Source organism: Marinobacter sp. 2_MG-2023, from assembly GCF_030546935.1.
Classification (GTDB): domain Bacteria; phylum Pseudomonadota; class Gammaproteobacteria; order Pseudomonadales; family Oleiphilaceae; genus Marinobacter.
This window is the reverse complement of the sequence record NZ_JAUOPH010000007.1, coordinates 1-17173: the sequence shown is the minus strand read 5'-3', so window position 1 is coordinate 17173 and position 17173 is coordinate 1. Positions and strand designations below refer to the sequence as shown.

Genomic DNA, 17173 nt, shown 5'->3' with positions numbered 1-17173 from the left:
ATCTGTCGCCGGCGGCGCATTGTATCAGAAGGTTCTCCGCCGGGGGACAGGTACGACTTTATCTACATTTTCGCCGCGGCGGGTGTAACGCGGTATAATTTCCGTTTTTTCTCCAAGCGAGGTGTTATGGATCATATCCAGATCAAAGGGGCACGGACCCACAACCTGAAGAACATCGACCTGGATATCCCAAGGGACAAGCTGATTGTCATTACCGGCTTATCCGGATCAGGCAAATCATCCCTGGCCTTTGATACACTTTATGCCGAAGGTCAGAGACGCTATGTGGAATCTCTATCCACCTATGCGCGCCAGTTCCTCTCCATGATGGAAAAGCCCGATGTCGACCACATCGAAGGCCTCTCCCCTGCCATATCTATCGAGCAGAAATCCACATCGCACAACCCCCGCTCCACAGTTGGCACCATCACCGAAATCTATGATTACCTGCGCCTGTTGTTCGCCCGGGCTGGTGAGCCTCGATGCCCGGATCATGGCCAACCACTGGTAGCGCAAACTGTCAGCCAGATGGTTGATCAGGTGCTTGCTATGCCCGAAGACAGCAAGCTGATGATCCTTGCTCCGGTTATCCGTGACCGTAAAGGTGAACACCTTCAAGTCGTGGAGACCATGCGTAGCCAGGGCTTTATTCGACTTCGAGTGGATGGCACAGTTTACGATATCGACGATGTACCAACGCTGGACAAGAAGCGCAAGCACCAGATTGACGTGGTGGTTGACCGCTTCAAAGTTAAGCCAGGCTTGGAACAGCGTCTTGCCGAGAGTTTTGAAACCGCTCTGGGTCTCGCTGACGGCATCGCCCTTGTGGCTCCGATGGACGGCGATAGCAGCAGCGACATAGAAGAACGCACTTTTTCCGCAAAATACGCCTGCACTCAGTGCGGCTATGCTTTAAGCGAACTCGAGCCAAAGTTGTTTTCATTTAACAACCCGGCAGGGGCATGTCCTACTTGCGACGGACTGGGGGTAAAACAGTTTTTTGATGCGGATAAAATCGTCCAGCATCCTGAAGCAACTCTTGCCGCTGGTGCCATTAAAGGCTGGGATCGCCGGGCAGTATACTATTTCCAGATACTGAGCAGTGTCGCCGAACACTATGGCATCGATCTGGAGACGCCCTGGGAGGAGCTCCCGGAAGAATTTCAGACCACTCTCCTTTTCGGATCGGGATCAGAAGAGATTCCATTTCGCTACGTGAACTCCCGTGGTCACATCATGGAAAAATCCCATTCTTTTGAAGGGATCATTCCAAACCTCGAACGCCGCTATCGGGAAACGGACTCGCAAAGCGTGCGAGAAGAACTTTCGCGCAATCTCAGCACCCAGGCCTGCAAGGGATGCAACGGCACCCGCCTTCGCCGCAGCGCACGGCACGTTTTCATCGACAATCACGACCTGCCGGACCTTACCCATCTTCCGATCGGTGAAGCTTATGCCTACTTTGAGACACTCACACTGCCTGGGCGCAGAGGCGAGATCGCCGAAAAGATCACAAAGGAAGTGCGCCAGAGGCTCCAGTTCCTGGTAAATGTCGGCCTCGAATACCTGACTCTCGAGCGCAGTGCCGACACACTGTCTGGCGGTGAGGCACAGAGAATCAGGCTCGCCAGCCAAATTGGGGCAGGCCTGGTAGGAGTTATGTACATTCTTGATGAACCCTCCATTGGGCTTCATCAACGAGATAATGACAGGTTATTGAGCACCCTAACCCACCTTCGTGACCTGGGTAATACTGTCATCGTGGTCGAACACGACGAGGACGCCATCCTCGCGGCAGATCACGTAATTGATATCGGCCCTGGCGCTGGCGTTCATGGCGGCCAAATCATAGCTCAGGGAACCCCTGCCCAAATCCTGGAGAATCCGGATTCATTGACCGGCCAGTATTTGAGCGGGACAAAAGAAATCGCCATTCCCGAAGTAAGAAACAAGGGAAACGGACAAACTCTGACGCTGACCGGAGCAACCGGCAACAACCTGCAGAATGTGACACTCACATTGCCCCTGGGCATCATGACCTGTGTAACGGGAGTATCAGGCTCAGGCAAGTCCACTCTCATTAACAGCACTCTGTATCCTGTCGCAGCCGCCAAGCTAAACAAAGCCACCAGCCTGAGCCACGCACCCTATGGCTCGCTGAAAGGGCTTGATCATCTGGACAAAGTGATCGATATAGACCAGAGCCCGATCGGGAGAACACCCCGCTCGAACCCGGCCACCTATACCGGGCTGTTCACCCCGATTCGGGAGCTATTTGCAGGAACCCAGGAGGCACGGTCAAGGGGATACAAACCAGGGCGTTTCTCTTTCAACGTAAAAGGGGGGCGTTGTGAGGCTTGCCAGGGCGACGGCATGATCAAGGTTGAAATGCATTTTCTTCCCGACGTCTATGTCCCCTGTGATGTATGCAAAGCCAAGCGCTATAACCGAGAAACACTGGAGGTCCGATACAAGGGCAAGAATATCAACGAAGTCCTGAGTATGACCGTTGAAGAAGGACGGGAATTTTTTGACGCAGTCCCATTCCTGGCCAGAAAACTGCAAACCCTGATTGATGTAGGGCTATCCTACATTCGCCTTGGGCAAAGCGCAGTAACGCTGTCCGGTGGTGAGGCTCAACGGGTAAAGCTGGCTAAAGAACTCTCCAAACGGGATACCGGTAAAACCCTGTACATACTCGACGAACCCACCACAGGGCTTCATTTCTACGACATTCAGCAACTGTTGAACGTTTTGCAGCGCTTGCGAGACCACGGCAACACCATTGTGGTCATCGAACACAACCTGGACGTAATCAAAACGGCGGACTGGGTAATCGACCTGGGCCCCGAAGGTGGTTCTGGGGGTGGTCAGATCATTGCGGAAGGCACTCCGGAAGAAGTTGCAGAGAGTCCAGCGTCCCATACAGGCCGTTATTTGAAGCCACTGCTGAATAGATAGATCGGATATATTCCGGAGCACAAAGGCCGGGGGTGGGGACGCTTTCAAAACTGAAAAAATGTCTGAGCAAAGCGAGTTGTTTTTCAGTTTTGAAAGCGTCCCCACCTCTGGCCAAACCCACACTCAGGCAGGCTACAGAGAACCAACTCAAATCCAGGACACAAAAAAAACCGGGAACCTTACGGGACCCGGTTTTTTCTGCAGACCAAAGAACGAAATTACTCGTCGCCTTCGTCCACTTCTTCTGCTTCGATGTCCAACGGACGACCTACCAGCTCAACAAATGCCATAGGGGCATTGTCGCCAGCACGGAAGCCACACTTCAGAATACGAAGGTAACCACCCGGGCGCTCGTTGTAACGGGGACCAAGCTCATTAAACAGCTTGGCTACCGCTGCGTCGTCGCGCAGGCGAGAAAACGCCAGACGACGATTCGCAACCGAATCTTTCTTGGCGAGCGTGATCAAAGGCTCGGCTACCCGACGAAGCTCTTTGGCTTTCGGCAGCGTTGTTTTAATCAGCTCATGACCAACCAGTGACGCAGTCATGTTACGAAACATGGCCTTGCGATGCGCACTGGTCCTGCTGAACTTACGACCACTCTTACGATGACGCATTGCTCTGATTCCTTACCTTAAACTAATCGGCAATCAACCGCCCAGAACCCGGTCGTCGCCACGAAGGCTAGCCGGAGGCCAGTTATCAAGACGCATACCCAGAGACAAACCACGGGACGCCAAAACGTCCTTGATCTCGGTGAGCGACTTCTTACCAAGGTTAGGCGTCTTCAACAGCTCAACTTCTGTGCGCTGGATAAGATCGCCGATGTAGTAAATATTTTCAGCTTTCAAGCAGTTAGCTGAACGCACTGTTAATTCCAGATCATCTACCGGACGCAGCAGAATCGGATCAATTTCTTCCTCTTCTTCAACACGCTCTGGTTCTTTTTCATGATCGAAATCAACAAACACTGCCAGCTGCTGCTGAAGAATCGTGGCCGCCCGGCGAATTGCTTCTTCGGGATCGATAGTGCCATTAGTCTCCAGATCAATAACCAGCTTGTCCAGATCGGTACGCTGCTCTACCCGTGCACTTTCCACAGAGTAAGCAACACGACGAACCGGGCTAAAGGTTGCGTCCAACTGCAGACGTCCGATTGCACGGGTTTCATCCTCGTCGAGACCACGCTGATCCGCCGGCTCATAGCCGCGGCCACGTGCCACACGCAAACGCATGTTAACTTCGCCCTTTTCACTCAAGTGACAAATCACATGGTCAGGGTTGGAAATCTCAACATCGTGGTCCAGCTTGATATCACCGGCTGTAACGACGCCCGGGCCTTTCTTGCTGAGCGTAAGCTCAGTGTCGTCCCGACCGTTCATCTTTACCGCAACGCCCTTGAGGTTCAAAAGAATCTCAATGACGTCTTCCTGGACACCCTCGATTGCGCTGTACTCGTGCAAAACACCGTCAATCTGCGCTTCAGTAACGGCGCAGCCCGGCATCGAAGACAAGAGAATTCGACGCAACGCGCTACCCAAAGTGTGGCCAAAACCTCTTTCGAGAGGCTCCAGCGTTACCTTGGCGCGCGTGGCACCAGATTCTTTCACGTCAATGGTACGAGGTGTCAATAACTCTTGTACTGAACGCTGCATAGACGCCCCTATCTACTATCGTTGCTAACTGGGCTTTACTTGGAGTAAAGCTCGACGATGAGGTTCTCGTTGATGTCGGCCGGCAGTTCAGTACGCTCAGGCACTGACTTGTAAACGCCAGACATCTTAGTGGCGTCGACCTCTACCCAGCCCACTGGTGCGCGGCTTGAAGACAAATCCAGCGCACCTTTAACGCGCAACTGGTTCTTAGCCTTCTCACGTACACTCACAACATCACCTGATTTGACTTTGTAGGAAGGGATATTCACTACTTTGTCATTCACCAGGATCGCTTTGTGGGACACGAGCTGACGGGACTCTGCACGGGTAGAACCAAAACCCATGCGGTATACAACGTTATCGAGGCGCGTTTCGAGAAGTTGCAGCAGGTTTTCACCAGTTGCACCCTTCAGACGGGCAGCCTCTTTGTAATAGTTGCGAAATTGCTTTTCAAGAACGCCATAAATACGACGAACTTTCTGTTTTTCACGAAGCTGTACGCCATATTCGGACAGACGACTGCGACGCGCGCCGTGCATACCCGGCGGGGTCTCGATGTTGCACTTTGAATCCAGCGCGCGAACACCGCTCTTCAGAAAAAGATCTGTCCCTTCACGACGAGACAGCTTGCACTTCGGGCCTATATAACGAGCCATATTTCACTGTCTCCTGTGTTAGACGCGGCGCTTTTTGGGCGGACGACAGCCGTTATGAGGAATCGGCGTCACATCTGTGATGTTTGTGATCTTGTAGCCGCACGAGTTCAACGCGCGAACTGCAGACTCACGTCCGGGCCCGGGTCCTTTAACCTCTACGTCCAGGTTTTTAAGGCCGTATTCAGCAGCCGCGTTACCGGCTCTTTCAGCTGCTACCTGCGCAGCAAAAGGTGTACTTTTACGTGACCCACGGAAACCGGAACCACCGGAAGTGGCCCAGGACAGGACGTTGCCCTGACGGTCTGAAATGGTCACGATAGTGTTGTTGAAGGACGCGTGAATATGCGCGACGCCATCAACAACTGTCTTTTTCACCTTTTTACGGGTACGTGTACCTGGCTTTGCCATGTTTGCCTACCTGTTACTTACGAATAGGTTTGCGTGGACCTTTACGGGTGCGTGCGTTGGTCTTGGTGCGCTGTCCACGGACTGGAAGTCCATGACGGTGGCGCAGACCACGGTGACATCCGAGATCCTTCAAACGCTTGATGTTCATCTGTACTTCACGACGCAGATCGCCTTCAACGATAGCTTTACCCACTTCAGTACGAAGTGTCTCAAGCTGCTCGTCGGACAGGTCTTTGACCTTGACGTCCGGCTTAACACCGGTTGCATCGCAAAGCTTCTGGGCTGTTGTCTTGCCAACACCGAAAATATAGGTGAGAGAGACAACAGCATGTTTGTGATCGGGTATATTGACACCGGCTATACGTGCCATCCAAATTACTCCGCGTTCAAAGCTTTGCTGTGTGAATTGTCCGCCACAAAAAAGGGGCGCGAAATAATAACGCCTGACCCGTGATCGAGTCAAGCGCTATCATCACGACACCTTTTACAGGCCTGGCTATTTCCCGAAGGAATTAACCCTGGCGCTGTTTATGGCGAGGTTCCGGGCAAATGACTCGTACTGAGCCATTGCGACGAATTACTTTGCAGTTACGGCAAATTTTCTTTACCGAAGCGCGTACTTTCATTGTCGACTCCAGTTTTCAAGGGGAACAGGGTTAGCTGTTCCGACCATAGCCCTTGAGATTGGACTTCTTCATCAGCGATTCATACTGATGCGACATCAGGTGCGATTGTACCTGGGCCATGAAATCCATCACGACGACTACAACAATCAGCAGTGAGGTGCCTCCCAAATAGAAGGGCACATTCCCGGCAACCATCAAAAACTGAGGGAACAGGGAGACTGCTGCAATGTACATTGCACCGAACAATGTCAGACGTGTCAGCACACCATCAATATACTTGGCAGTCTGATCGCCCGGACGTATGCCCGGAATAAACGCGCCAGAGCGCTTGAGATTATCCGCAACTTCTTTCGGGTTATACATCAACGCTGTATAGAAGAAGCAAAAGAACACAACTGCTGCCGCAAACAGAATGATGTACAACGGCTGGCTTGGCGCCAAAGCCTGCGAAACGTCGCTGAGCCACTCCATGCCTTCGCCCTGACCAAACCACTGCCCCAGCGACGCCGGGAAAAGCAGAATGGATGAAGCAAAGATGGGCGGAATAACGCCGGCCATATTTACTTTCAGCGGCAAATGACTGGATTGCTGCGCAAATACCTGGCGCCCCTGCTGCCGTTTGGCGTAGTTGATGGTCAGACGACGCTGCCCACGCTCCATGAAAACCACAAAGCCAACCACTGCGACCGCAAGAATGCCGATACCCAGAACAACCAGCAAGCTCATTTCGCCGTTTCGGGCCTGCTCAAGAGTCTGACCTATTGCACCGGGAAGTCCGGCAACAATTCCAGCGAAGATCAAGAGTGAAATGCCGTTCCCGACACCCCGCTCAGTAATCTGCTCACCCAGCCACATCATGAAGACTGCACCGCTAACAAAAGACACAACCGCCACAAAGTGAAAGCTGAAACTGTCGTTAAAGGTCACACCCTGCGATGCCAATCCAACGGAAATCCCGAAGCCCTGCACCAGGGCCAGGATAACCGTACCATACCGCGTATACTGGCTAATCTTTCGACGGCCCGCCTCACCCTCTTTTTTCAGCTGCTCAAGCTGCGGACTTACCGCAGTCATGAGCTGCATGATAATCGAGGCCGAGATATACGGCATGATACCGAGAGCGAAGATACTCATGCGCTCGAGCGCACCACCTGAAAACATGTTGAACATACTCAGGATCGTTCCCTGATTCTGCTCAAACAGTGCTGCCAGCCGGTCGGGATTTATACCTGGCACCGGAATGTGGGCACCGATCCGGTACACCAGCAATGCCAGGAAAACAAACCAGAGCCGTGACTTAAGCTCTGCAAGTCCTTTTCCCGCGCCCGCAGGCAATGATGCGTTCTTGGCCATTTAGTCCTCGACTCGCCTTAGTCTTCGACTTTACCACCCGCGGCAGAAATTGCCTCGCGCGCGCCTTTGGTTACCCGAAGTCCCTTAACGGTCACTGCACGGTCAAGTTCTCCGGACAGAATAACCTTGGCTTCGCGAATTTCGTCGCGGATGATGTCCGCCTTTTTAAGGGCAGCAAGATCCACAATATCGCCTTCAACTTTCGCCAGTTCGTTCAAGCGAACCTCGGCAACATAACGCTGTTGACGCGATGTGAAGCCAAACTTCGGCAGACGACGGGCCAAAGGCTGCTGACCACCCTCAAAACCAGGAGCTACACTGCCCCCGGAACGGGCTTTGAGACCTTTATGACCGCGACCACCGGTTTTTCCGAGACCACTTCCGATACCACGACCTACGCGCCTTGCGGCCGGACGTGAACCGGGTTCCGGACTAAGTTCGTTCAGACGCATCTTAGTTCTCCTCAACCCGAACCAGGTAATCTACCCGGTTGATCATACCGCGAATAGAAGGTGTATCTTCCACCTCAACGGTGTGACCGATTTTACGAAGACCCAAGCCTTTCACACACAATTTGTGCTTAGGCTGACAGCCGATTGGGCTGCGGGTCAGAGTTACTTTGATCGTTTTTGCGTTCGCCATGACTTCAACCCAGAATCTCTTCGACGGATTTACCGCGCTTGGCTGCAATATCTTCAGGCGCCTGAGTGGCCTGGAGACCCTTGATGGTGGAACGTACCACGTTCACCGGGTTGGTAGACCCGTAACACTTGGACAGTACGTTCTGAACACCTGCGACTTCCAGTACTGCACGCATCGCGCCACCGGCGATGATACCTGTACCTTCTGAAGCTGGCTGCATGTACACCTTCGAACCACCATGTTGGGCCCGAACTGCGTATTGCAGGGTAGTACCGTCAAGCGGCACATCTACCATGTTCTTGCGTGCAGCTTCCATTGCCTTCTGGATGGCGACCGGCACTTCACGTGCCTTGCCACGACCGAAGCCAACGCGTCCTTTTCCATCACCAACGACACTCAGTGCGGTGAACGCGAAAACGCGACCACCCTTGACTACCTTGGCGACACGATTCACCTGAACCAGCTTTTCCTGGAGCTCAGGCGCCTTCTGATCATTAACGCTCATCTTCTCCACCTCTTAGAATTGCAAGCCAGCTTCACGGGCAGCGTCGGCCAAGGCCTGAACGCGTCCATGATAACGGTAACCGGAGCGGTCAAAAGCGACCTGCTCAACACCTGCCGCCTTGGCACGCTCAGCAATCAGCTGACCAACCTTTTTGGCGGCGTCCACGTTACCGGTTGCACCCTGGCGCAGTTCCTTATCCAACGTGGAGGCAGTGGCAATAACTTTGCTGCCATCTGCGGACGTAACCTGAGCATACATGTGACGCGGGGTGCGATGAACGCACAAACGTGTCGTACCCAGTTCACGGATCTTCATGCGCACTTTGCGTGCGCGACGCAATCTTTCGTTATTCGCGCTCATAGTCCCGCCTTATTTCTTCTTGGCTTCTTTACGTCTTACCTGCTCATCCGCATACCGAACACCTTTGCCTTTATAGGGCTCGGGCGGACGGAACGCGCGGATTTCCGCAGCGACGTGGCCAACCTGTTGCTTGTCGATACCGCGAATGACTACTTCCGTATTGGACGGAGTTTCAACGGTAATCCCCTCGGGCAGCTCATACTCTACCGGGTGAGAAAAACCCAGCGTCAAATTAAGCTTCTTACCTTGCGCCTGGGCCCGATAACCTACACCGATCAGCTGGAGCTTACGCTCAAAGCCTGTGGATACACCGGTCACCATATTGTTGACCAGCGCACGAGTTGTACCAGCAAGAGCGCGGGACTTTTGGGCACCATCGCGGGCTGCAAAACGCAGAAGATTTTCTTCCTGCTTTACCTCAACCGCCTGGTGAATTGAAAACTCAAGTGCTCCTTTGGAGCCCTTTACACTAATTTCCTGTCCGTTTAGCTTAACCTCAACACCGGAAGGCAGCACGACAGGATTATTGGCAACCCTGGACATGTGATTCTCCTAGAATACGGTGCAGATGACTTCGCCACCTACGCCGGCAGCACGTGCAGCACGATCTGTCATTACGCCCTTGGACGTAGAAACAATCGCGACTCCCAGACCACCGGATACTTTCGGCAGCTCCCCTGTGCCCTTGTACTGGCGCAGGCTCGGGCGGCTAACCCGCTTGATCGACTCAATAACCGGCTTACCACCGAAATACTTCAGAGTGATCGTCAGCTCGGGCTTTGCATCGGCTGTAACGGAGAAATCGTCAACATAACCCTCGTCCTTCAGGACCTGGGCTACGGAGATCTTCATCTTTGAAGAGGGCATCGTAACGTCTGCTTTCGATGCCATCTGTGCATTACGAATACGAGTAAACATATCCGCAAGCGTATCTTGCATACTCATTGGTATGAGGCTCCTGATCTTTTTAGTTGTGCAGCGGCTTGCCGCACCGCTTACCAACAGGCACCTGACCGAAGCCAGGATACCTATCTTACCAGCTTGCCTTGGTCAGACCCGGGACGTCACCACGCATGCCGTACTCACGGAGCTTAATCCGTGAAAGTTCGAACTTGCGTAGAACGCCATGGGGACGACCAGTCACCTGGCAACGATTACGAAGACGCGAAGGAGATGCATCGCGAGGAAGCTGCTGGAGCTTCATCTGTGCATCCCAGCGGTCATCATCGCTGGTATTCGGGTTTTTGATAATCGCCTTGAGCTCGGCGCGCTTCGCTGCAAATTTTGCAACGGTTTGCTCGCGCTTGAGCTCACGGTTTTTCATGGAAACCTTAGCCATTACACTCGTTCCTTTATTTCTTGAACGGAAAACCGAAAGCTTTCAAAAGCTCACGACCTTCATCGTCGGTACGGGCACTGGTGGTAATGGTGATATCCAGACCACGGATCTTGTCGACTTTGTCGTACTCGATTTCCGGGAAGATAATCTGCTCACGCACACCCATGCTGTAGTTACCGCGTCCGTCAAAAGACTTGGGATTCAGACCACGGAAGTCACGGATGCGGGGAACCGCAATGTGAACCAGGCGATCAAAGAAATCCCACATACGCTCACCGCGCAGGGTAACTTTACAACCAATTGGCCAGCCTTCGCGGATTTTAAAGCCCGCAACGGATTTACGTGCCGTAGTAACAACAACCTTTTGACCTGCCAGGCGCTCAAGATCCGCCACAGCATTCTCAATCAGTTTTTTGTCACCGACCGCCTCGCCAACACCCATGTTCAGGGTAATCTTTTCGATACGCGGCACCTGCATAATGTTCTTGAAACCGAACTCTTTCTGCAGGGCGGGTACCACTTCCTTGCTGTACTGCTCTTTCATGTTAAGCATCGTAACCACCACCGCTTACTGGTTATCGACAGCTTCTTTCGTAGCTTTGAAGATCCGCGTTTTCGCCCCGTCTTCCTTGATCTGGAAGCCAACACGATCGGCTTTGCCGGTCTGCGGATTAAAAATAGCCACGTTGGAAGCCTGGATAGGTGCTTCTTTTTCGACGATGCCACCTGGGGTGCCCAGCATCGGGTTTGGTTTAGTGTGCTTCTTCATCATATTGATGCCAGAAACAATCACTTTACCATCGTCCTGCACTTTCAGGACTTTACCACGTTTACCTTTGTCTTTCCCCGTGGTGACGATTACTTCGTCATCTCGTTTGATCTTTTTCATAACCGGCCTCTGGTCCTTTAAAGTACTTCGGGTGCCAGTGAGATAATTTTCATGAACTTCTCATTTCGCAGTTCACGGGTAACCGGTCCGAAGATACGGGTACCAATGGGAGCGTCCTGAGTGTTCAGAAGTACCGCCGCATTGCCGTCAAAACGGATCAGCGACCCATCGGGACGGCGAACACCCTTGCGGGTGCGTACTACTACAGCCTTCAGGACCTGGCCCTTTTTCACCTTTCCGCGGGGGATGGCTTCCTTAACGGTTACCTTGATGATATCCCCAACGCTGGCATAACGCCGGTGTGAACCGCCCAGGACCTTAATGCACATCACCTGACGCGCACCGCTGTTATCCGCGACTTCAAGCATTGTCTGAGTCTGAATCATGGTTGTTCTCCGGGCGATTTACACCTTGGATGCATGTTCGATGACTTCAACCAGGGCCCAGCTCTTGGTCTTCGAGACCGGACGGGTTTCCTGGATGGTAACTTTGTCACCGATGTTGCACTGGTTGCTCTCATCGTGAGCGTGGATCTTGGTTGAACGCTTCATGTACTTACCGTACAGAGGATGCTTTACCTGACGTTCAACCAATACCACGATGGATTTCTCCATCTTGTTGCTCACGACCTTACCGCTAAGAGTTCTGGCAGTTTGGGTAGCTTCGGTCATGTCACTGTCCTGCCTTTTCGTTCAATACTGTTTTCACGCGAGCAATATCACGCTTCACCCCGGCGAGAAGGTGAGACTGATTGAGCTGACCGGTTGCCTTGCGCATGCGCAGGTTGAACTGCTCCTTCAGGAGGTCGATCAGCTCCTTATTCAGCTCCGCGGCTGATTTTTCACGCAGCTCTGTTGCTTTCATCACATCACCGTCCTAGTTACGAAGGTGGTCTGTACCGGCAGCTTTGCCGCTGCGAGTGTGAAGGCTTCGCGTGCGATATCTTCTGCAACGCCTTCCATCTCATAGAGCATACGGCCTGGCTGAATTTCCGCCACCCAATACTCAACAGAACCCTTACCTTTACCCATACGTACTTCAAGCGGCTTACCGGTGATCGGCTTATCCGGGAAAACCCGGATCCAGATCTTACCACCACGCTTGATCTTACGAGTCATGGTACGACGCGCCGCTTCAATCTGGCGCGCATTTATACGCCCACGACTTGTCGCTTTCAATCCGTATTCACCGAAGCTCACCTTGTTGGCGCGGTGAGCAAGACCGGTGTTACGGCCTTTCATTACCTTGCGAAATTTGGTGCGTTTTGGTTGCAGCATAAGATTGCCCCTTTACTTAGAACCTTTCTTCCCAGAGGCTTTCTTGTCAGCACGGACTTGTTCCATACCACCAAGAATCTCACCTTTGAAGATCCATACCTTGACGCCGATTACGCCGTAAGTGGTATGCGCTTCGTAGGTTGCGTAATCAATATCTGCACGCAGTGTGTGCAGAGGAACACGACCTTCGCGATACCACTCGGAACGCGCAATCTCAGCACCCCCGAGACGACCACCAACCTGAATCTTGATACCTTTGGCTCCCTGGCGCATGGCATTCTGAACCGCACGCTTCATAGCGCGACGGAACATCACACGACGCTCCAGCTGACCGGCAACGTTTTGCGCTACCAGGCGAGCATCCAGATCCGGCTTGCGGACTTCTTCGATGTTGATGTGCACAGGCACACCCATCATCTCGCCGACTTCACGACGCAGACGATCAACATCTTCACCCTTCTTACCGATAACGATACCGGGACGGGCAGTATGAATCGTGATACGGGCGTTCTGAGCAGGGCGCTCGATCACAATCTTGCTAACAGACGCCTTAACCAGACGCTTGTCGAGGAATTCGCGGACCTGAATATCGTTCAACAGGTTCTTGGCGTATTCCTTTTTATCGGCATACCAGACTGAGTTGTGTTCTTTTATAACACCCAGTCGCATGCCGGTTGGATTTACTTTATGACCCATCTGAGCATCTCCTACTTGTCGGCGACCTTGACGGTGATATGGCAGGTGCGCTTCATAATTCTATCAGCGCGCCCCTTGGCTCGAGCCTTGATACGCTTGAGCGTCGGGCCCTCATCCACCATAACGGTGGAAACCCGCAGTTCGTCAACGTCCAGACCTTCGTTATGCTCAGCGTTGGCGATGGCAGACTCAAGAGCTTTCTTGATAATAACCGCCGCCTTCTTAGGGCTGAAAGTCAGAATGTTCAGGGCGTCCTCAACAGCCTTGCCGCGGACCTGGTCGGCGACAAGACGTGCTTTCTGAGCTGAGAGGCGAGCGCCCTTATACTTGGCTGCTACTTCCATTTCTATTCCCCTCACAATCAGCGTTTAGCTTTCTTGTCGGCCGCATGGCCACGATAAGTACGCGTCGCCGCGAACTCACCCAGTTTATGTCCGACCATATCTTCGGTCACATAAACCGGCACGTGTTGCCTGCCGTTGTGGACTGCGATGGTCAGGCCTACGAACTCTGGAAAGATCGTCGAACGACGGGACCAGGTTTTGATCGGTCGTTTATCGTTTGCTTCCAGAGCTGCCTCGACCTTCTTCAACAGATGCAGGTCTATAAAAGGACCTTTCTTTAAAGAACGTGGCACAGCAATTACCTCTATGTAGTCGTTTACTTGGCTGAACGACGACGTACTATCATTTTATCAGTACGTTTGTTCTTACGAGTCTTATGCCCTTTGGTCGGAACACCCCACGGAGTAACCGGGTGACGTCCGCCAGAGGTACGCCCTTCACCACCACCATGCGGGTGGTCAACTGGGTTCATAGCAACACCACGTACTGTTGGACGCTTGCCACGCCAACGTGATGCACCCGCTTTGCCAAGCCGCTTGAGACTGTGCTCACTGTTGGAAACTTCTCCCAACGTGGCACGGCAGTCTACAAGCACCTTACGCATTTCACCTGAACGGAGGCGGATAGTCGCATAAGCGCCTTCCCGAGCAACCAGCTGTACGGATGCACCCGCAGAGCGAGCCAGCTGTGCACCTTTTCCAGGCTTGAGTTCAACGCAATGGATCACAGAACCAACCGGGATATTCCGCAGCGGCAATGTACTTCCTACCTTGATAGGCGCGTCGATTCCTGAGCGCACAGGCTCGCCAATCTGCATACCTTTGGGAGCGATAATGTAACGACGCTCGCCATCGGCATACTTGATCAGCGCGATGTGCGCAGAGCGGTTAGGATCGTATTCAATGCGTTCTATTGTCGCAGGAATACCATCTTTTGTCCGCTTGAAGTCGATGATTCGGTAGTGCTGCTTATGACCACCACCAACGTGACGAGTGGTAATGCGGCCAGCATTGTTACGACCACCCGACTTACTTTGTGATTCAACCAACGGTTCGTAAGGGCGCCCTTTGTGCAAATCCGGGTTGTAAAGCTTTACAACGTGACGGCGTCCGGCAGATGTTGGTTTGGTTTTGACGATCGGCATATTACGACCCCTTTACCTTATTCCACATCCAGAAAATCGATGTCCTGACCTTCAGCCAGCTTTACGTAAGCCTTACGAATGTCATTACGCTTGCCGAACCCGCGGGCAGTACGCTTAAGCTTGCCCTTACGATTCAGAACCTGAACACCTTCTACGGTGACGTTGAACAATTGCTCAACAGCCTTCTTGATCTCCGGCTTGGTAGCGTCCGGGGCAACCCGGAAAACGACTTGACCGTGCTCGGCAACCAGAGAAGCCTTCTCCGATACGTGCGGCCCCAGAAGGACCTTATAAATACGTTCCTGATTCATCCCAGCATCTCCTCGATCTTCTTCAGAGCGGGAACAGTCACCACGACTTTCTCGAAGGCAACCAAGCTAACCGGATCCAGGCCAGCAACATCACGCACATCGACGTGAGGAACGTTGCGAGAGGCCAGGTGCAGGTTTTGCTCAACACTTTCCGTCAGGATCAATGCGTTTGAGATACCCATATCTGCCAACTTGGCAGTAAAGGTCTTAGTCTTGGGCGCATCGACAGCGAAGTCGTCAACCAGGACCAGACGCTCTTGACGAACCAGCTCGGAAAAAATGGAGCACATCGCAGCACGGTACATCTTGCGGTTAACCTTCTGCTCGAAGCTACGCGGCTTGGCAGCAAAGGTTACACCACCGGCGCGCCAGATCGGGCTCCGGATAGTACCGGCACGAGCGCGACCCGTGCCCTTCTGACGCCAGGGCTTTTTACCACCGCCGCTGACTTCTGAACGGGTTTTCTGAGCCTTGGTACCCTGACGGCCAGCTGCCATATAAGCAGTAACCACCTGGTGAACCAGGGACTCGTTAAAATCTTTCGCGAAAGCAGCCTCGGAAACCGTAATTCCCTTGCCGCTACCTGTAATAGTCAATTCCATCGAACCGCTCCTCAGGCTTTAACAGCAGGCTTGATGACAACATCGCCGCCAGTTGCGCCGGGTACGGCACCACTAACCAGCAGAAGGTTGCGCTCAGCGTCGACACGGACAATTTTCAGGTTCTGAACAGTCACCTGAACATTACCCATCTGCCCTGCCATCTTTTTGCCTTTGAATACCTTGCCCGGAGTCTGGTTCTGACCAATGGAACCCGGCGCACGGTGAGACAGTGAGTTACCGTGAGTGGCATCCTGCATAGAGAAATTCCAGCGCTTTACACCGCCCTGAAAGCCTTTACCCTTGGATGTTCCGGTAGCATCAACAACCTGACCGTCTTCAAAGACTGACGCAGTAATTTCGCCACCGGCGGCAAGGTCTTCACCTTCACCATCCGCAAGACGAAATTCCCATACGCTACGACCAGCTTCAACGCCGGCTTTAGCGAAATGACCTGCTGCACTCTTATTAACGCGAGAGGAACGACGCGATCCCACAGTTACCTGAACTGCGCGATAGCCATCGCTTTCAAGAGTTTTGAGCTGAGTGATGCGGTTAGGCTCAACTTCAATCACTGTTACGGGCAGCGCTTGCCCGTCTTCCGTAAAAATACGGGTCATACCGGCCTTACGACCGACAATACCAATTGCCATGTTTCACCTCTAAGTGTACGGGGCTCTCACCCTCTATGGCCTTAGGACAGTTACACAGGTCAATACCTGGCGGTATTAACCGAGGCTAATCTGAACGTCTACACCTGCTGCCAGGTCTAACTTCATCAAAGCATCTACTGTCTTTTCCGTCGGCTCAACAATGTCAAGCAAACGCTTGTGGGTACGAATTTCATACTGGTCGCGCGCGTCTTTGTTGACGTGCGGAGAAACCAGAATAGTGAACTTCTCTTTGCGCGTCGGCAAAGGAATAGGCCCACGCACTTGAGCGCCGGTCCGCTTGGCGGTATCGACGATCTCCTGTGTGGACTGGTCGATCAGGCGATAATCAAACGCCTTCAACCGGATCCGAATCTTTTGGCTTTGCATGTTGCACCAAACTCCACTCGTAGTAGCGAAACCGTTCGCTGACCTTCAAAAAAAGGAGCCGCATTGTATGCATAATAAACAACCCTGTCAACAGCCTTACTGGAAGACTGACCAGGATCATACATTGCAACTGAAACAGAAAAAGGGGCTGATCAAATCAGCCCCTTTTTCCAGATCAAACGAGTAGATTACTCGATAATCTTCGCTACCACACCGGCACCAACGGTACGGCCGCCTTCACGAATCGCGAAGCGCAGACCATCTTCCATGGCGATCGGAGCAATCAGCGTTACTTCCATCTTCACGTTATCACCTGGCATAACCATTTCTACGCCTTCCGGCAATTCACAAGAACCGGTTACGTCGGT

29 protein-coding genes and 1 pseudogene are annotated in these 17173 nt (G+C 52.8%); 1 reads left to right on the top strand and 29 read right to left on the bottom strand.

What is annotated here, in order from left to right:
- Positions 1 to 126: 126 nt before the first annotated feature.
- Entirely contained in the window at positions 127 to 2961 is a 2835-nt protein-coding gene (uvrA, locus tag Q4501_RS16955; protein WP_303597443.1) for an excinuclease ABC subunit UvrA, read from the top strand.
- A gap of 218 nt (positions 2962 to 3179) precedes the next feature.
- Here the strand turns inward: uvrA and rplQ are convergent, their stop codons facing one another.
- The 29 genes and pseudogenes from rplQ to tuf all read right to left on the bottom strand — a co-directional run.
- Entirely contained in the window at positions 3180 to 3578 is a 399-nt protein-coding gene (gene rplQ, locus Q4501_RS16950) for a 50S ribosomal protein L17 (protein WP_303597442.1), read from the bottom strand.
- Positions 3579 to 3611: 33 nt separating this feature from the next.
- Positions 3612 to 4616 carry a DNA-directed RNA polymerase subunit alpha gene (rpoA, locus tag Q4501_RS16945; RefSeq protein WP_096784130.1) on the bottom strand — a complete coding sequence of 335 codons (1005 nt, stop codon included), beginning with the start codon at positions 4614 to 4616 and terminating at the stop codon, positions 3612 to 3614.
- 35 nt (positions 4617 to 4651) lie between these two features.
- Complete coding sequence (gene rpsD, locus Q4501_RS16940; protein WP_303597441.1) at positions 4652 to 5272, bottom strand: 30S ribosomal protein S4; 621 nt, start codon at positions 5270 to 5272, stop codon at positions 4652 to 4654.
- An 18-nt stretch (positions 5273 to 5290) separates the two neighbouring features.
- Positions 5291 to 5680, bottom strand: coding sequence for a 30S ribosomal protein S11 (rpsK, locus tag Q4501_RS16935; RefSeq protein ID WP_044387623.1), 390 nt, complete (start codon positions 5678 to 5680; stop codon positions 5291 to 5293).
- Between the two features lie 13 nt (positions 5681 to 5693).
- Positions 5694 to 6050, bottom strand: a complete 357-nt coding sequence (gene rpsM, locus Q4501_RS16930) for a 30S ribosomal protein S13 (RefSeq protein WP_144780210.1) — start codon at positions 6048 to 6050, stop codon at positions 5694 to 5696.
- Between the two features lie 142 nt (positions 6051 to 6192).
- Positions 6193 to 6306, bottom strand: coding sequence for a 50S ribosomal protein L36 (gene rpmJ / locus Q4501_RS16925; protein WP_072799745.1), 114 nt, complete (start codon positions 6304 to 6306; stop codon positions 6193 to 6195).
- A gap of 30 nt (positions 6307 to 6336) precedes the next feature.
- Positions 6337 to 7659, bottom strand: a complete 1323-nt coding sequence (secY, locus tag Q4501_RS16920) for a preprotein translocase subunit SecY (RefSeq protein WP_303597440.1) — start codon at positions 7657 to 7659, stop codon at positions 6337 to 6339.
- Positions 7660 to 7676: 17 nt separating this feature from the next.
- On the bottom strand, positions 7677 to 8111 hold the full coding sequence (rplO, locus tag Q4501_RS16915; RefSeq protein WP_144780212.1) for a 50S ribosomal protein L15: 435 nt from the start codon (positions 8109 to 8111) through the stop codon (positions 7677 to 7679).
- Position 8112: 1 nt separating this feature from the next.
- Positions 8113 to 8301: a 50S ribosomal protein L30 gene (gene rpmD / locus Q4501_RS16910; protein WP_012139786.1), complete on the bottom strand. Its 189-nt coding sequence runs from the start codon at positions 8299 to 8301 to the stop codon at positions 8113 to 8115.
- A 4-nt stretch (positions 8302 to 8305) separates the two neighbouring features.
- A complete protein-coding gene (rpsE, locus tag Q4501_RS16905; RefSeq protein WP_071267330.1) occupies positions 8306 to 8806 on the bottom strand; it encodes a 30S ribosomal protein S5 in 501 nt (166 codons plus the stop codon).
- A 12-nt stretch (positions 8807 to 8818) separates the two neighbouring features.
- Positions 8819 to 9166 (bottom strand): 50S ribosomal protein L18, encoded by a 348-nt coding sequence (gene rplR, locus Q4501_RS16900; RefSeq protein ID WP_303597439.1) that lies wholly within the window; start codon positions 9164 to 9166, stop codon positions 8819 to 8821.
- 9 nt (positions 9167 to 9175) lie between these two features.
- Positions 9176 to 9709 (bottom strand): 50S ribosomal protein L6, encoded by a 534-nt coding sequence (gene rplF / locus Q4501_RS16895; protein WP_303597438.1) that lies wholly within the window; start codon positions 9707 to 9709, stop codon positions 9176 to 9178.
- A 9-nt stretch (positions 9710 to 9718) separates the two neighbouring features.
- Entirely contained in the window at positions 9719 to 10111 is a 393-nt protein-coding gene (gene rpsH / locus Q4501_RS16890; RefSeq protein WP_303597437.1) for a 30S ribosomal protein S8, read from the bottom strand.
- 88 nt (positions 10112 to 10199) lie between these two features.
- On the bottom strand, positions 10200 to 10505 hold the full coding sequence (gene rpsN / locus Q4501_RS16885) for a 30S ribosomal protein S14 (RefSeq protein ID WP_041341451.1): 306 nt from the start codon (positions 10503 to 10505) through the stop codon (positions 10200 to 10202).
- 13 nt (positions 10506 to 10518) lie between these two features.
- Entirely contained in the window at positions 10519 to 11058 is a 540-nt protein-coding gene (gene rplE / locus Q4501_RS16880; RefSeq protein ID WP_303597436.1) for a 50S ribosomal protein L5, read from the bottom strand.
- 15 nt (positions 11059 to 11073) lie between these two features.
- Positions 11074 to 11394, bottom strand: a complete 321-nt coding sequence (gene rplX / locus Q4501_RS16875) for a 50S ribosomal protein L24 (RefSeq protein WP_144780220.1) — start codon at positions 11392 to 11394, stop codon at positions 11074 to 11076.
- Between the two features lie 17 nt (positions 11395 to 11411).
- Positions 11412 to 11780, bottom strand: a complete 369-nt coding sequence (gene rplN, locus Q4501_RS16870; RefSeq protein ID WP_114335795.1) for a 50S ribosomal protein L14 — start codon at positions 11778 to 11780, stop codon at positions 11412 to 11414.
- Positions 11781 to 11798: 18 nt separating this feature from the next.
- Positions 11799 to 12065: a 30S ribosomal protein S17 gene (gene rpsQ, locus Q4501_RS16865; protein ID WP_303597435.1), complete on the bottom strand. Its 267-nt coding sequence runs from the start codon at positions 12063 to 12065 to the stop codon at positions 11799 to 11801.
- Position 12066: 1 nt separating this feature from the next.
- Positions 12067 to 12258, bottom strand: coding sequence for a 50S ribosomal protein L29 (gene rpmC / locus Q4501_RS16860; RefSeq protein ID WP_298453395.1), 192 nt, complete (start codon positions 12256 to 12258; stop codon positions 12067 to 12069).
- Positions 12258 to 12671, bottom strand: a complete 414-nt coding sequence (gene rplP, locus Q4501_RS16855) for a 50S ribosomal protein L16 (protein ID WP_303597434.1) — start codon at positions 12669 to 12671, stop codon at positions 12258 to 12260. The genes rpmC and rplP overlap by 1 nt, the downstream gene beginning before the upstream one ends.
- 12 nt (positions 12672 to 12683) lie before the next feature.
- Complete coding sequence (gene rpsC, locus Q4501_RS16850; protein ID WP_303597433.1) at positions 12684 to 13367, bottom strand: 30S ribosomal protein S3; 684 nt, start codon at positions 13365 to 13367, stop codon at positions 12684 to 12686.
- 11 nt (positions 13368 to 13378) lie between these two features.
- Positions 13379 to 13711, bottom strand: a complete 333-nt coding sequence (gene rplV, locus Q4501_RS16845; protein ID WP_096784144.1) for a 50S ribosomal protein L22 — start codon at positions 13709 to 13711, stop codon at positions 13379 to 13381.
- 17 nt (positions 13712 to 13728) lie between these two features.
- A complete protein-coding gene (gene rpsS, locus Q4501_RS16840; protein ID WP_100689245.1) occupies positions 13729 to 14004 on the bottom strand; it encodes a 30S ribosomal protein S19 in 276 nt (91 codons plus the stop codon).
- Between the two features lie 23 nt (positions 14005 to 14027).
- Positions 14028 to 14855: a 50S ribosomal protein L2 gene (gene rplB / locus Q4501_RS16835; protein WP_144780222.1), complete on the bottom strand. Its 828-nt coding sequence runs from the start codon at positions 14853 to 14855 to the stop codon at positions 14028 to 14030.
- 17 nt (positions 14856 to 14872) lie between these two features.
- Positions 14873 to 15166 (bottom strand): 50S ribosomal protein L23, encoded by a 294-nt coding sequence (gene rplW / locus Q4501_RS16830; protein WP_144780223.1) that lies wholly within the window; start codon positions 15164 to 15166, stop codon positions 14873 to 14875.
- On the bottom strand, positions 15163 to 15768 hold the full coding sequence (gene rplD, locus Q4501_RS16825; RefSeq protein ID WP_303597432.1) for a 50S ribosomal protein L4: 606 nt from the start codon (positions 15766 to 15768) through the stop codon (positions 15163 to 15165). Before rplD ends, rplW begins: the two co-directional genes overlap by 4 nt.
- An 11-nt stretch (positions 15769 to 15779) precedes the next feature.
- Positions 15780 to 16418: a 50S ribosomal protein L3 gene (rplC, locus tag Q4501_RS16820; RefSeq protein ID WP_303597431.1), complete on the bottom strand. Its 639-nt coding sequence runs from the start codon at positions 16416 to 16418 to the stop codon at positions 15780 to 15782.
- Between the two features lie 75 nt (positions 16419 to 16493).
- The gene (rpsJ, locus tag Q4501_RS16815) at positions 16494 to 16805 is read right to left on the bottom strand and encodes a 30S ribosomal protein S10 (protein WP_007350503.1); all 312 of its coding nucleotides are present in this window, start codon (positions 16803 to 16805) and stop codon (positions 16494 to 16496) included.
- Positions 16806 to 16993: 188 nt separating this feature from the next.
- Positions 16994 to 17173, bottom strand: a pseudogene (gene tuf / locus Q4501_RS16810) (elongation factor Tu); the annotation flags it as partial.

Excerpts from the sequence above, each read along its gene's own strand:
- uvrA (WP_303597443.1), top strand. The coding sequence starts at position 127 with ATGGATCATATCCAGATCAAAGGGGCACGGACCCACAACCTGAAGAAC.
- rplD (WP_303597432.1), bottom strand. The coding sequence starts at position 15,768 with ATGGAATTGACTATTACAGGTAGCGGCAAGGGAATTACGGTTTCCGAG.
- rplC (WP_303597431.1), bottom strand. The coding sequence starts at position 16,418 with ATGGCAATTGGTATTGTCGGTCGTAAGGCCGGTATGACCCGTATTTTT.
- rpmJ (WP_072799745.1), bottom strand. The coding sequence starts at position 6,306 with ATGAAAGTACGCGCTTCGGTAAAGAAAATTTGCCGTAACTGCAAAGTA.
- rpsN (WP_041341451.1), bottom strand. The coding sequence starts at position 10,505 with ATGGCTAAGGTTTCCATGAAAAACCGTGAGCTCAAGCGCGAGCAAACC.
- rpsJ (WP_007350503.1), bottom strand. The coding sequence starts at position 16,805 with ATGCAAAGCCAAAAGATTCGGATCCGGTTGAAGGCGTTTGATTATCGC.
- rpsM (WP_144780210.1), bottom strand. The coding sequence starts at position 6,050 with ATGGCACGTATAGCCGGTGTCAATATACCCGATCACAAACATGCTGTT.
- rplV (WP_096784144.1), bottom strand. The coding sequence starts at position 13,711 with ATGGAAGTAGCAGCCAAGTATAAGGGCGCTCGCCTCTCAGCTCAGAAA.
- rplW (WP_144780223.1), bottom strand. The coding sequence starts at position 15,166 with ATGAATCAGGAACGTATTTATAAGGTCCTTCTGGGGCCGCACGTATCG.
- rpoA (WP_096784130.1), bottom strand. The coding sequence starts at position 4,616 with ATGCAGCGTTCAGTACAAGAGTTATTGACACCTCGTACCATTGACGTG.
- rplN (WP_114335795.1), bottom strand. The coding sequence starts at position 11,780 with ATGATTCAGACTCAGACAATGCTTGAAGTCGCGGATAACAGCGGTGCG.
- rpsH (WP_303597437.1), bottom strand. The coding sequence starts at position 10,111 with ATGAGTATGCAAGATACGCTTGCGGATATGTTTACTCGTATTCGTAAT.
- rplX (WP_144780220.1), bottom strand. The coding sequence starts at position 11,394 with ATGAAAAAGATCAAACGAGATGACGAAGTAATCGTCACCACGGGGAAA.
- secY (WP_303597440.1), bottom strand. The coding sequence starts at position 7,659 with ATGGCCAAGAACGCATCATTGCCTGCGGGCGCGGGAAAAGGACTTGCA.
- rpsD (WP_303597441.1), bottom strand. The coding sequence starts at position 5,272 with ATGGCTCGTTATATAGGCCCGAAGTGCAAGCTGTCTCGTCGTGAAGGG.
- rpsC (WP_303597433.1), bottom strand. The coding sequence starts at position 13,367 with ATGGGTCATAAAGTAAATCCAACCGGCATGCGACTGGGTGTTATAAAA.
- rpsE (WP_071267330.1), bottom strand. The coding sequence starts at position 8,806 with ATGAGCGTTAATGATCAGAAGGCGCCTGAGCTCCAGGAAAAGCTGGTT.
- rpsQ (WP_303597435.1), bottom strand. The coding sequence starts at position 12,065 with ATGACCGAAGCTACCCAAACTGCCAGAACTCTTAGCGGTAAGGTCGTG.
- rplB (WP_144780222.1), bottom strand. The coding sequence starts at position 14,855 with ATGCCGATCGTCAAAACCAAACCAACATCTGCCGGACGCCGTCACGTT.
- rpmC (WP_298453395.1), bottom strand. The coding sequence starts at position 12,258 with ATGAAAGCAACAGAGCTGCGTGAAAAATCAGCCGCGGAGCTGAATAAG.
- rplE (WP_303597436.1), bottom strand. The coding sequence starts at position 11,058 with ATGCTTAACATGAAAGAGCAGTACAGCAAGGAAGTGGTACCCGCCCTG.
- rpsK (WP_044387623.1), bottom strand. The coding sequence starts at position 5,680 with ATGGCAAAGCCAGGTACACGTACCCGTAAAAAGGTGAAAAAGACAGTT.
- rplO (WP_144780212.1), bottom strand. The coding sequence starts at position 8,111 with ATGCGTCTGAACGAACTTAGTCCGGAACCCGGTTCACGTCCGGCCGCA.
- rplQ (WP_303597442.1), bottom strand. The coding sequence starts at position 3,578 with ATGCGTCATCGTAAGAGTGGTCGTAAGTTCAGCAGGACCAGTGCGCAT.
- rpmD (WP_012139786.1), bottom strand. The coding sequence starts at position 8,301 with ATGGCGAACGCAAAAACGATCAAAGTAACTCTGACCCGCAGCCCAATC.
- rplR (WP_303597439.1), bottom strand. The coding sequence starts at position 9,166 with ATGAGCGCGAATAACGAAAGATTGCGTCGCGCACGCAAAGTGCGCATG.
- rplP (WP_303597434.1), bottom strand. The coding sequence starts at position 12,671 with ATGCTGCAACCAAAACGCACCAAATTTCGCAAGGTAATGAAAGGCCGT.
- rplF (WP_303597438.1), bottom strand. The coding sequence starts at position 9,709 with ATGTCCAGGGTTGCCAATAATCCTGTCGTGCTGCCTTCCGGTGTTGAG.